The sequence below is a fragment of the Lysinibacillus sphaericus genome (assembly GCF_005217585.1).
Taxonomy (GTDB): domain Bacteria; phylum Bacillota; class Bacilli; order Bacillales_A; family Planococcaceae; genus Lysinibacillus; species Lysinibacillus sphaericus.
This window is the reverse complement of record NZ_SZPT01000003.1, coordinates 1-11,975: the sequence shown is the minus strand read 5'-3', so window position 1 is coordinate 11,975 and position 11,975 is coordinate 1. Positions and strand designations below refer to the sequence as shown.

Annotated in this window: 13 protein-coding genes, 1 tRNA gene, 1 other RNA gene and 1 pseudogene; 12 read left to right on the top strand and 4 right to left on the bottom strand. The window is 36.8% G+C overall.

The features are described from left to right. Positions 1-189 precede the first annotated feature (189 nt). From FC748_RS16070 to FC748_RS16050, 6 genes and pseudogenes are all read left to right on the top strand, one after another. Positions 190-828 carry a deoxynucleoside kinase gene (locus FC748_RS16070; RefSeq protein ID WP_024362946.1) on the top strand — a complete coding sequence of 213 codons (639 nt, stop codon included), beginning with the start codon at positions 190-192 and terminating at the stop codon, positions 826-828. After that, positions 825-1,493, top strand: a complete 669-nt coding sequence (locus FC748_RS16065) for a deoxynucleoside kinase (protein WP_024362947.1) — start codon at positions 825-827, stop codon at positions 1,491-1,493. The genes FC748_RS16070 and FC748_RS16065 overlap by 4 nt, the downstream gene beginning before the upstream one ends. A 200-nt stretch (positions 1,494-1,693) precedes the next feature. After that, positions 1,694-2,224, top strand: a complete 531-nt coding sequence (locus FC748_RS16060; protein ID WP_029747256.1) for an LOG family protein — start codon at positions 1,694-1,696, stop codon at positions 2,222-2,224. A gap of 142 nt (positions 2,225-2,366) precedes the next feature. After that, positions 2,367-2,759, top strand: a pseudogene (locus FC748_RS22585) (PAS domain-containing protein); the annotation flags it as partial. Positions 2,760-2,801: 42 nt separating this feature from the next. Next, complete coding sequence (locus tag FC748_RS22580; RefSeq protein WP_370510650.1) at positions 2,802-3,293, top strand: methyl-accepting chemotaxis protein; 492 nt, start codon at positions 2,802-2,804, stop codon at positions 3,291-3,293. 193 nt (positions 3,294-3,486) lie between these two features. Continuing rightward, a complete protein-coding gene (locus FC748_RS16050) occupies positions 3,487-4,107 on the top strand; it encodes an RraA family protein (RefSeq protein ID WP_024362949.1) in 621 nt (206 codons plus the stop codon). Between the two features lie 48 nt (positions 4,108-4,155). Here the strand turns inward: FC748_RS16050 and FC748_RS16045 are convergent, their stop codons facing one another. From FC748_RS16045 to FC748_RS16030, 4 genes are all read right to left on the bottom strand, one after another. Next, positions 4,156-5,430, bottom strand: coding sequence for a cation:dicarboxylate symporter family transporter (locus FC748_RS16045; RefSeq protein ID WP_024362950.1), 1,275 nt, complete (start codon positions 5,428-5,430; stop codon positions 4,156-4,158). 92 nt (positions 5,431-5,522) lie between these two features. Further along, the gene (locus tag FC748_RS16040) at positions 5,523-6,401 is read right to left on the bottom strand and encodes a response regulator (RefSeq protein ID WP_024362951.1); all 879 of its coding nucleotides are present in this window, start codon (positions 6,399-6,401) and stop codon (positions 5,523-5,525) included. After that, positions 6,402-7,664: an ATP-binding protein gene (locus FC748_RS16035; RefSeq protein ID WP_108031376.1), complete on the bottom strand. Its 1,263-nt coding sequence runs from the start codon at positions 7,662-7,664 to the stop codon at positions 6,402-6,404. It abuts the gene before it with no gap. A gap of 147 nt (positions 7,665-7,811) precedes the next feature. Further along, positions 7,812-7,904 (bottom strand) — tRNA-Ser (locus FC748_RS16030). A gap of 182 nt (positions 7,905-8,086) precedes the next feature. Here FC748_RS16030 and ffs point away from each other — a divergent pair. From ffs to FC748_RS16000, 6 genes are all read left to right on the top strand, one after another. After that, an RNA gene (gene ffs, locus FC748_RS16025) (signal recognition particle sRNA large type) lies at positions 8,087-8,354 on the top strand. Positions 8,355-8,498: 144 nt separating this feature from the next. Further along, positions 8,499-10,286: a DNA polymerase III subunit gamma/tau gene (dnaX, locus tag FC748_RS16020; protein WP_025218323.1), complete on the top strand. Its 1,788-nt coding sequence runs from the start codon at positions 8,499-8,501 to the stop codon at positions 10,284-10,286. A 20-nt stretch (positions 10,287-10,306) separates the two neighbouring features. Continuing rightward, entirely contained in the window at positions 10,307-10,621 is a 315-nt protein-coding gene (locus FC748_RS16015; RefSeq protein ID WP_024362954.1) for a YbaB/EbfC family nucleoid-associated protein, read from the top strand. Positions 10,622-10,632: 11 nt separating this feature from the next. Further along, positions 10,633-11,229, top strand: a complete 597-nt coding sequence (gene recR, locus FC748_RS16010; RefSeq protein WP_024362955.1) for a recombination mediator RecR — start codon at positions 10,633-10,635, stop codon at positions 11,227-11,229. 13 nt (positions 11,230-11,242) lie between these two features. Then, on the top strand, positions 11,243-11,458 hold the full coding sequence (locus tag FC748_RS16005; RefSeq protein ID WP_024362956.1) for a YaaL family protein: 216 nt from the start codon (positions 11,243-11,245) through the stop codon (positions 11,456-11,458). 70 nt (positions 11,459-11,528) lie between these two features. Continuing rightward, positions 11,529-11,801: a pro-sigmaK processing inhibitor BofA family protein gene (locus tag FC748_RS16000; protein WP_024362957.1), complete on the top strand. Its 273-nt coding sequence runs from the start codon at positions 11,529-11,531 to the stop codon at positions 11,799-11,801. Positions 11,802-11,975 lie beyond the last annotated feature (174 nt).

The window sequence follows — 11,975 nt, the reverse complement described above, 5'->3', positions numbered from 1 at the left end:
GTTTGTTTGATATCTATCAACTGGGCAGGTCAAATAATGTTAAAAATTGAGATACATGTTGATTCTGTTTTTCATTTTCTCACTATGATACAATGAAAAGCACTGATTCATTTTAGTTTCATACAATATAGCCTTAAAATAGTGGCATAATTGACTTATAGAATCCTAAATATAAAGGAGGAACTTCTAGTGACGGTTCCATTTGTTGCAGTAGAAGGTCCGATTGGTGTAGGCAAAACTTCATTGGCAAAAGAGGTAGCGGCGACATTTAATTACCATCTATTAAAAGAAATTGTAGACGAAAATCCGTTTTTAAATAAGTTTTATGAAAATATAGAGGAATGGAGTTTCCAAACGGAAATGTTCTTCCTGTGTAATCGCTATAAACAATTAACAGATATAAAGAAGTTACGTTTAGCACAAAAGACATCAGTTGTATCGGACTATCATATTTTTAAAAATTTAATTTTTGCAAAGCGTACATTGCCACCTGCCGAGTACGAAAAGTATGAAGAAATCTATCAAATTTTAACAAAAGATATGCCTGTGCCTAATGTCGTTGTTTATTTACATGCTAGTGTTGATACGTTAATGAAACGCATTGCTAAACGAGGGCGTGAATTTGAGAAAATGATTTCACGTGAATATATGGAGCAGTTAGTAGCAGACTATCATACTTTTACAGAGCACTTTGAGCAGCTACATCCCGAAATACCTGTAATCAGATTTAATGGAGATCAACTTGATTTTGTAAAAAACCCACAAGATTTACAATATGTATTAAAAACAATCGAAGATACGTTACAACAAAGGAGCTTGCAACAATGAATTTGAGAGAGAAATATGATATTCCACCACAAACTGTTATTACAATTGCCGGAACAGTAGGTGTAGGAAAATCAACGATGACAAAGGCGCTAGCACAAGCGTTAAATTTCCGTACATCATTTGAAAAAGTAGATACCAATCCATACTTAGATAAGTTTTATGATGACTTTGAAAAATGGAGCTTCCATTTACAAGTCTATTTTCTAGCAGAGCGTTTTAAAGAGCAGAAGCGTATTTTCGAATATGGTGGGGGCTTTGTGCAAGATCGTTCTATTTATGAAGATACAGGGATTTTTGCCAAAATGCATTATGATAAAGGAACAATGAGTCCAACTGATTATGAAACGTATCGTAATTTATTTGATGCGATGGTGATGACACCGTATTTCCCGCACCCAGATTTATTAGTTTATTTAGAGGGGCCGATTGATGACGTCATTGGACGTATTCAAGAGCGTGGTCGTGAGATGGAGCAGCAAACACCGAATGATTATTGGATTGAAATGCATGAGCGTTACGAAAATTGGATAAATAATTTTAATTCATGCCCTGTCCTACGTTTAGATATTAATGATTATGATTTATTAAAAAATCCAGACGCAATTGAATCAATTGTCAGTCGCATAAGTCATATGCTAAAGCAAACAAGTCATTTACGTAAATAGAAGAAAAGCTATGCAACAGTAAAGACGTTGAAGAAGGGAATATCAAAGCGTTCTGACCGAAAGCAAAAGGAACGTAGAAAGCTTCCAGATAGAAATATAAGGACTTTGTATTTTAAAATAAATAACAGAAATAAGACCAAGAGACGTGAGACAATATGATACCTATTGTTTTCACGTCTTTTGTAATAGGAGGAATAAATATGAGAATCGCAGTATATTGTGGATCAGGACTTGGCAATAACCCGATTTATGCTGAAAAGGCAAGTGAATTAGGAACGGTATTAGCACAACATGGACATGGTATTGTTTATGGAGGTTCTAAAATAGGATTGATGGGCAAAGTGGCAGATGCTGCATTAGTAGCAGGTGGAGAAGTGATTGGTGTCATGCCTACTCATTTACAAAAACAAGAAATTGTTCATGCCGCATTGACAGAAATCCATTTTGTAGAATCCATGCATATACGTAAGGCAAAAATGGTTGAATTAGCAGATGCTTTTATTGCGTTACCAGGTGGTGGCGGTACACTGGACGAATATTTTGAAGTATTTACATGGGCGCAAATTAGATTACATGAAAAACCTGTTATTTTATTTAACGTCAATGGTTTTTATGACGCACTGCTACAACATTTTTCTAAAATGCTAGAGGAGGGCTTTATACGCCCAGAACACAAGGCATTAATTCGTGTCGCAACAACGGCAGAAGAAGTTTTAACAATGATAAAATAAGAAAAAAAGCATAATTGAGCATAAGAATAGTAAAAATACAAATTTATAGTATTTTTAAGATGCTATTAGATATATTATAATATATAACAATGCATTTTTTTAAAAGAAGAAAGTAGATTAGAGATAACGCTAGTACAATAGGGTGATAGAGGTGGATGTTGTGCAAAAGAATGATACACAAGTCACAGATGATTTAGTTGTTCAAGCAATTGAGCGTAATATAGCGATTATCCGATTTGATATGAACCGAAAAGTTGCTTATGTAAATGAGCTTTTTGCGAAAACAATGGGCTATACAGTAGAAAAAATGATGGGGAAAGACCATAAGGAATTTTGTTTTCCTAATTACGTGAAGAGTCCTGAATACGAGAGGTTTTGGCGTAATTTAGCAGCAGGTAAGAGCTATCAAGATAAAGTAGAACGAATGGATGCCCGTGGAAATAGTATTTGGCTAGAAGCTACCTATATGCCCGTATTTGATAATCATTCAAGAAGAGTTATTGGTGTATCCAAAATAGCAACAAATATTACGGAACGTCAAAATACCATTGTCAATGTAGCAGATCAGTTAAAACAAATGTCCACTAAGCTTTACAGTCGTTCAGAGGCAGGTATTAAAAATAGTGAAAATTTACTTGCAACAATTCAACAAGTTTCAAAGGAATCTTCGGAAAATGTTAAAAATTTAGATCAATTACAAAATCAAGCAGATTCCATTAAAGGCATTGTCAAAACAATTCAAGGAATTGCCTCCCAAACAAACTTACTAGCTTTAAATGCAGCTATTGAAGCCGCAAGAGCTGGAGAGTATGGCAGAGGTTTTGATGTTGTCGCCAAAGAGGTACGAAAACTTTCTGTAAGAGTAGAGCAATCAATTTCAGAAGTGAAAGAAAATGTGGAAGGGATTGTACGTGAGGTTGGGCAAGTAACAGAAAGCATCACGCGAATTTCTGAGGAAATTGAAAAAACGAATGGGCAAATTACTGTGACGACGAGTGATTTTGCTGAAATCGCTTCTGCAGCAGAGGCTTTAGATGAACGGTCTAAACAATTTATTGAAATAATTTAAAAGGCGCCTAAGGCAAATGGTCACGATATGAACATTGCCTTAGGTGTTTTATTTTGTTTAAAAAACGGGATAACGGCGATTTGTTTTTAACAACATATTTTACTAAATTTTCTGAATTATATTGAAATAGTAGATGTGTTTTATTTACAATAATTGTGTAAGGTATTCATAAATCATAATAGGGGTGTTATGCATGGCAAAGGTGGAAATAAGTTTTAAACATTTACCAACGACAGCAATTTCAGATGCAACTGGGGGACATACAAATTTACGCAGTGACATTAAACCGTTAGCAGACCATTTTAAAATAGCAGGTCGAGCGGTTACTGTACGTTTACCAGATGGCGAAAATGGAGCTGTACTTGAAGCGATTCGAGCAGCTAGCGAGGGTGATATTTTGGTCATTGATGCAAAGGGTAATAGAAATCGTGCGGTAGCAGGAGATTTTGTTATTTCTTTAGCAAAGGGTATGGGTGTACAGGCCTTTGTAGTAGACGGGGTTATTCGTGATATTGCCGCGATTCGGGAACTAGATTTTCCTGTATTTTCACTTGGGACAACCGTAGCAGCAGGCAACAAAAATGGAGGTGGTAAAGTGAATGTGCCAATCGCAATTGGCGGTGTAACAGTGCAACCAGGTGATTATATTATTGGAGATGTAGATGGCGTTATTGTCGTGCCTCAAGAGGATGCAGAGCGTATTGTTGCAGCCGCTGAGGCGAAAGTCGAAAAGGATGAAGTGCGTGCACAAGAAGCCCATGTCAATGGCAAAGCGTCTATTATTGCTTATTTAGATAAAGTACTGACAAAATAAAAAATGCCTCACGATGGCTTAAGCCATCGTGAGGCATTTTTTATGAATTTATGCTAAATTTTCATTTTCTTTAAAGTAGTTTTTCATTTTTTCTTTATCGAAGCGGCCTTCCCATTTCGCCATTACTAATGAAGCTAGTGAGTTACCGATTACGTTAACTACTGTTCGTCCCATATCAAGGATACGGTCGATACCAGCAATAAATGCTAAACCTTCGATTGGAATACCAACAGTACCTAAAGTGGCAAGTAATACTACGAATGATACGCCTGGTACACCGGCAATCCCTTTAGAAGTAACCATTAATACAAGCATTAATGTAATTTGTTCCCCGATGCTTAAGTGAATACCATACATTTGGGCAATGAATAATGCAGCAATTGCTTGATACAATGTTGAACCATCTAAGTTAAAAGAATAACCTGTTGGAATAACAAAAGAAACAATATCTTTTGGTGCACCTAATTTCTCCATTTTCAACATCACTCGTGGTAAGACAGCTTCCGAGCTAGCAGTGGAGAAGGCTAAAATTAACTCATCTTTTAACACTCTGATTAAGTAGAAAATGTTGACACCGGCAAATTTTGCAACGAGGCCAAGAATAACAAAGATGAAGAATAACATTGTGGCATATACAAGTATTGCAAGCTTACCTAAAGGTATGAGGGAAGCAAAACCATATTTGGAAACGGTTACACCAATTAAACCAAATACCCCAATTGGAGCGAATTTCATCACAAGGTTCGTTACCCAGAACATAGCATCTGCTACACCTTGGAAGAAGTCCAATACTGGTTTACCTCGTTCTCCAATTGCAGCTACCCCTAAACCAAAAATAACAGAGAAGAAGATGATGGCAAGCATATTGCCTTCAGCCATTGATTGAATAATATTTGTCGGTACAATACCTACAATAATATCAAATGGACCTTCATGCTGTACTTCTTCAGTTGTTGAAACGTATTTTGAAATATCCCCTTGCGAAAGTTCGTTCATATTGATGCCAGCACCTGGTTGGAACAGGTTTGCTGAAAGTAATCCAACAACAATCGCTACTGTTGTAATGATTTCAAAGTAAATAAGCGATTTTCCGCCTAATCTTCCGAGCTGTTTCATGTCTCCAGTTCCAGCAACACCAACAATTAAAGTCGAAATGATAATAGGTACTACAATCATCTTAATTAGATGTAGGAAGATATCCCCTAATGGTTGTAAATATGTTTCAACTTTGGGGTTACCATAAAAGATACCACCAATAATTATCCCTAAAATCAAACCGATTAAAATTTGAGCGGCTAAACTGATTTTAAATTTCTTTTTCAAAATCTTAATTCCTCCCCTATATTAAAATTTTTAGGACACGCCTTACTTTAATAATACGGAGGACTTATGAAATCCGACAAAATCCGAGAAAATTAATTTACTTTTGTTAAAATGTCTGAATATAACACCTGAATAAACTTTTTAATATTGACCTTTGCTTTGCGATTCCCGTGGTCTTCGATTTGCGTCATAAGCTGGCGAATCTCTTTAAAATCAAAGTATCGAGGTGCATAATATTCAAATTCAGAGTTTGTATAATCAACGACTCCTAAATTGGCGAGATTAATCATGGCAGCTAAAATCGTTCGACGTACACGCTGTTCAATCGCTTTACTCTCTTTCAATATTTCATCAGGAGTTGACTTTGTGACAGCTGCTATTTCCTCATAGAGCTCTTTTAATGGAGGAAGTGGCGCAATTTTGTGCTGATGAGCTAATAATGTTTCAATAATTGCTATAATATCCTCACTTCCAATTTCACCGACAATCCCCATATCATTTAAGATCGATTGGATGTGGTCTCGCGATGTAGCTTTATTGTTTATTTGCTCACTTAGATCGATGTTCGTTAGCGATTGTCGAATAACTAATAGGGAATTTTTTAGGCGAAATTGTTCCGTTGTTTTGCGTAAAACATTTTCAACCTCAATACGGTTAATGGGTTTATGAATAAAGAAATCTATCCCTTGTTCATAGGCCTCGCCGACCATTTCCTTATTCACAACTTGTGAAATCATAATAAACTGTCCTTCAAATCGATTCTGAAGAAGATGCTCCACTGTTGCTATACCGTCTAACTTAGGCATAAGTAAGTCGATTAGTACAAATTCAGGTTGTGTCATTAATATTTGTGGAATGGCATCTACTCCATTGCGTGCTTCGCCGATTACTGTACCTAAACCACTATCTTCAATAATTTGTTTTAGCATCACGCGGCTTGCACGATCATCATCTACAATAAAATACCTCATTTAAGTCTCTCCCGTTAGAATAGTTTGCGTAGGAATTATAATTTTAAACACCGTTTTGTAGTTATTTGATTCAACTGAAATGGAGCCATTTAATTTTGAAATTAATTCAGCGACATGTGATAGTCCAATTCCTGTAGCTGCTACACCTTCAACATTGTATTTCGTCGTATAGCCAGGTTCAAAAATAATAGAAAGGTCACTTTCGGAGATGCCTTTTCCATCATCACTTACTGTTATTACAGTATCAACCTCCTGCTGTTGAATATCAATAGATATGATACCTTGCTTTTCTATTGCTTCAATGGCATTAGCAGTTAAATTATTTAATAGTGCCAGCAAGGCAATGTGCTCTCTCGTTAAAAAATCAGTATCTAAACTTATATTAAACTGGATGTCTTTACCGAGTAACTCACTGTATTTGCGATTGCCGTCTTCTATATAATGTAATAATTCTGATAATCGTAATGAGCCAAAGCTCTTGTCCCCAACAATTTTAGATATACCCGCATAAATACGCTGAGAATCTTTTTTGACTTCATGAATTTCCTGGGCAATATGAAGTGCTTGTATACTTTCTGAACGATTGCCCTGTGCTTTTAATTGTCTATACAAATCAAACCCATTAGCAGTAATCGTTTCAATATGATTCATAGATTTTTTTAAATAGAGCGTCTCTACATATAAATCTGAACCAATCGTAAGCATTTCCTGCACGCGTTTTTTTTGCTCGGCAATAACAATAGAGCTATAAATGCCAACAACAAAAAAACTACGTAATAGGGCAACGGCTAATAAGATGAGCAGGTCATGAATAAATAAAATTGTATAAGATTGGACAAGGAAACGTAGCAATTGTTCCGCTAAATTACTAATGACCTCACTGAGGGCTACTAGTAATCCTAACTTTAATGGCTTTTCACGATATTGATGAATATTTAAAAGCTGTAGGCATATTGCAAACAATAAATAAAATGTCCCAGCAGGTAAGTGAGTATAAATACCATCTATTAAAGATGTATTATGCGTATAGTAACTAATAGCGATTCGTAAAGTGGTTGTTACAATGCTAGTTACAATACCGGCTAATATAATAGGTGTCGGTCTAAGTAAGGTGCATAAAAAGAATATAATTGTCCCCAGACCAAAGCGAAAAGAAGTATTGGCGAAAGGGATGATTTTAATTTCACTACCGATAGCCGTTAATAAAGCGATGGATATAATCCATGTGAGGGAACTACGAGAAATAAAGGCTTTGGAATACATATTAAATATCCTCCCTAAAGTATTTAAGAGCAAGATAGCTAATAAAAAAATACCACAACCTAATCGGAAGTGGTATTTAATAAGTATGACATACAATTTTTTAAGCAAAAAAAAACGGCTACATCGTGTAGTCGGATTTTAAAAAACTGGAGGAGGTAGAGGGATTCGAACCCCCGCGCGGTGTTACCCGCCTGTCGGTTTTCAAGACCGATCCCTTCAGCCAGACTTGGGTATACCTCCATACTATATTGCTTCAATGTCTTATCGACAAGAACTAATTTATCATGATTTTATTTTGGCGTCAACATCTTTTTGAAAAAATAGTAGGTTTTAAAAAATTAATTTTTATTAATTAAGAATGTACTTAAATAATTTGTGCAATTCGTTGCAATTTATACAAACTGAAAGTATACTAGTTATTGCCGTGCTAGGTGGGAAGGTAGCGGTGTCCTGTAACTCGCAATCCGCTCTAGCGAGACTGAATTCCTTTTTCGAGGCTGTCCGTATTGTTTGGTCTGCCTTTTGCACGTAGTGTTGACGATTGGGTCCTGCGCAATGGATACCCATGAACCATGTCAGGTCCGGAAGGAAGCAGCATTAAGTGGTCTTATTCATGTGCCGCGGGGTTGCCTAATCTGAGCTAACGACAAGAGTAACGCTTATGTGCGGCTGTCGAAGAAAGGTGCACGGCATTAAATTGCCAATTTAAACGCATTCGTCTACTGTAGGCGAGTGCGTTTTTTTATATTATAAAATAGGACACGGTTTTATAAACAAGGCTGCCGATGCTATAATAGTTTTATTAATATTGAAAAAGAAGGGGAGAGGAAATCATTGACGTATCAAGCATTTTATCGTGTGTATAGACCACAATCATTCCGAGAAATGTCAGGTCAAGCGCATGTCAAAAGAACGCTGCAAAATGCTCTCCTAGCGAATAAAACAACTCATGCTTACTTGTTTTCTGGACCTCGGGGTACAGGGAAAACAAGTACAGCTAAAATTTTTGCTAAGGCTTTAAACTGCGAGCATGCTCCAGCAAGTGAACCTTGTAATGAGTGTGCAACTTGTTTAAGCATTACAGATGGTTCTCATCCAGACGTTATTGAATTTGATGCAGCTTCTAATTCACGTGTTGAAGAAATACGGGACATTATTGAAAAGGTACGTTTTGCTCCAGCTAGTAGCAGGTTTAAAGTGTACATCATTGATGAAGTGCATATGCTGTCTACAAGTGCCTTCAATGCGCTTTTAAAAACACTAGAAGAACCACCACCTCACGCTGTATTTATTTTAGCAACAACAGAACCTCATAAATTACCTGCAACGATTATTTCACGTTGCCAACGTTTTGACTTCAAGCGACTTTCAACTAACGATATTATCGAGCGCATGAAGGTCGTACTAGAAGATATTGAACTCCCGTTTGAAGAACAAGGTCTAAAAGTGATTGCGCAGTCAGCTGCGGGCGGTATGCGTGATGCATTGAGCTTGTTGGACCAAGTTGTATCCTTTAGCGGTGAAATGTTGAAACTAGAGGATGCACTACTAGTCACAGGCTCAATTAGTCAGGATGTTTTCTATGATTTAGCTGAAGCTTTAAAGGTCAAAGATGTGGCACAAATGCTTGCGCTGTTAGAGCAGCTAATCGCAGATGGGAAGGATCCATTGCGCTTATCGGAGGATTTAATTACATTTTTCCGCGATTTACTGCTTTTACAAACGAGTGAGAATTTAGCTGAACTATTAGAGTTAGTATCACCTGAGGAGCGCGTATTTGCATTGGCACATGACTTTGCACCAGATATGCTTTACGGCTACATCGACATTTTAGCGAAAACACAACAAGAAATGCGTTTCTCGCATCATACGAAAATCTATTTGGAAACAGCATTGCTAAAAATGACACAGTTTTCGGGTGGCGTAGTCAATCAAACTGCCCCATCAAGTGAGGCGGTAATGAGCCCAGAACTAGCGCAAAAAATCATTGCGCTTGAGCAAATGGTGCAACAACTATCTTTACAAATACAAAATGGTGCGCCGTCACAAGCTACTCAGGTTGCCAAAGAACAACGTCCGCGTGCAAAAAGTCCAAATGGTTATAAGGCGCCTACTGGTCGTATTCAAGAAGTGCTAAAGGATGCGACAAAGCAAGATGTGCAACGTGTAAAGGCTGTATGGGCGCAGGCGTTAAATCAATTGCAAAAGTCACAATCAGCTCTTTTAGCAGAAGCTGAACCTGTTGCGGCATCTTCGAGTGCTTTTGTGTTAAAATTCAAGTATGATATTCATTGTCAAATGGTTGCTGATAATCAAATGCTAAAAGCACAATTCACACAACTTATTGCAGGTCAAACAGGCACGATGTATGAAATGCTTTGTACGCCAGAAGAAACATGGTTAAAGTTGCGTGAAGAGTTCATTCGTGATCACGGATTACATCAAAAGAAAGCACCATTAGCTAACGATGATCCGAATGTTGAATTATTGGAACCACCACCGGCAGAAATGCCAGAAGAACCTTTTATCGATGATGCGCAACCGCTGGCATCACAAGATCCATTGGTGACGGAAGCGGAAAAGCTGTTCGGTAAGGATTTTATTGAAATTATTGAAGACTGATTACTTAGGAGGAATAGGTTATGCGTGGAATGGGAAATATGCAAGGCATGATGAAAAAAATGCAAAAAATGCAAAAAGAAATGATGGAAGCTCAAGAAGCTTTAAATGCTGAACAATTTGAAGGTGTTGCTGGCGGCGGTATGGTGAAAGTAACAGTTACAGGTCAACGTGAAGTAGTAGAAGTGAATCTTGATACTTCAGTAGTAGATCCTGACGATATCGAAATGTTACAAGATTTAATTGTTGTTGCAACGAATGAAGCACTTAAAAAAGTAGAAGAAAAAACAAATGCAACAATGGGTAAATTTACGCAAGGCATGAACCTTCCATTCTAGGAGGTAACAATATGTATTACCCAGAACCAATATCAAAATTAATCGATAGTTTTATGAAATTGCCAGGTATCGGGCCAAAAACCGCAGCCCGACTGGCGTTTTTTGTGTTAACAATGAAAGAAGATGACGTTCTTTCTTTTTCCAAAGCTTTAATAGATGCAAAACGTAATTTAAGTTATTGCTCTGTTTGTGGCAATATTACCGATGTAGACCCATGTCATATTTGTACCGATAAACAACGCGATGCCTCAGTAATTTGCGTTGTTCAAGATACAAAGGACGTTATTGCAATGGAAAAAATGCGTGATTACCATGGTAAGTACCATGTGTTACAGGGGGCTATTTCACCAATGGATGGTATCGGCCCAGAGGATATTAATGTAGCCTCACTGTTAGTACGCTTACAAGATGAAACGGTGCAGGAGCTTATTTTAGCAACCAATTCTACTATTGAAGGTGAAGCGACGGCTATGTATATCTCTCGTCTTGTTAAACCATCTGGCATCCGCACAACACGCATTGCGCACGGATTACCAGTAGGTGGAGATTTAGAATATGCTGATGAAGTAACGTTATCGAAGGCAATGGAAGGCCGCCGAGAGTTATGAGTGAGGGATTGAAATGTTCTTCCGCAATAAAGGAAAGCTAAAAAGAGAATTTGACGAAAAGCTTGTTAATCTCATTAAACAAACAAAAGAAGATTTACAACAAGCAAAATTGATTGAAGAATTATTAAATGATTATGATTTAGAAGTTATTGCTCAGCGAAAAGCAGCAGAGAGTATTCATTTTTATTTATTTAAAGAAGCTAGAATTCGACGAGTACTAATAAAATAATGATTGTAGAGTTATAGACGTGCTATAGGAATCATAAAATTACATAATTATGATCGAAGGGGGCAAGCATATGCCGTGGACTGTAATTGTGAGTATTTGTGTTCCTGTAGCGCTTCTTTTTCTTTATATAGTAGGAAGACACATTAAATTGGGTAAAGTATTAGAAGGACTATCAGTATTTTGGTTCCGATTTGCATTTGCATTTTTATTATTATTCATTATTCATTTAGGTGTTGGTTATAGCGGTTATAATGTACCAATTAACCTGTTTTCCGTTTTCACAATTGCATTGTTGGGCATTCCAGGTGTACTAGGAATCACTTTTTTAATATTATTTTTATAAAAGGCTTGCAAACTATAAATATTGTGATATAGTAATAAGAGTCGTTAAGATAACAACTGAAACAACTTGTATAAAACAAAAAACAATTTAAAATAAATTGTTGACATCGATTTGAAAAGATGGTATTATATAAGAGTTGCTGAAACAAGCGGCGACAAAATGAACCTTGAAAAC

What these genes read in the sequence shown, in the direction of transcription:
- FC748_RS16065 (WP_024362947.1), top strand. Translation starts at nt 825, where the DNA reads ATGAATTTGAGAGAGAAATATGATATTCCACCACAAACTGTTATTACA.
- FC748_RS16060 (WP_029747256.1), top strand. Translation starts at nt 1,694, where the DNA reads ATGAGAATCGCAGTATATTGTGGATCAGGACTTGGCAATAACCCGATT.
- FC748_RS22580 (WP_370510650.1), top strand. Translation starts at nt 2,802, where the DNA reads ATGTCCACTAAGCTTTACAGTCGTTCAGAGGCAGGTATTAAAAATAGT.
- FC748_RS16050 (WP_024362949.1), top strand. Translation starts at nt 3,487, where the DNA reads ATGGCAAAGGTGGAAATAAGTTTTAAACATTTACCAACGACAGCAATT.
- FC748_RS16040 (WP_024362951.1), bottom strand. Translation starts at nt 6,401, where the DNA reads ATGAGGTATTTTATTGTAGATGATGATCGTGCAAGCCGCGTGATGCTA.
- FC748_RS16035 (WP_108031376.1), bottom strand. Translation starts at nt 7,664, where the DNA reads ATGTATTCCAAAGCCTTTATTTCTCGTAGTTCCCTCACATGGATTATA.
- FC748_RS16015 (WP_024362954.1), top strand. Translation starts at nt 10,307, where the DNA reads ATGCGTGGAATGGGAAATATGCAAGGCATGATGAAAAAAATGCAAAAA.
- recR (WP_024362955.1), top strand. Translation starts at nt 10,633, where the DNA reads ATGTATTACCCAGAACCAATATCAAAATTAATCGATAGTTTTATGAAA.
- FC748_RS16005 (WP_024362956.1), top strand. Translation starts at nt 11,243, where the DNA reads ATGTTCTTCCGCAATAAAGGAAAGCTAAAAAGAGAATTTGACGAAAAG.
- FC748_RS16000 (WP_024362957.1), top strand. Translation starts at nt 11,529, where the DNA reads ATGCCGTGGACTGTAATTGTGAGTATTTGTGTTCCTGTAGCGCTTCTT.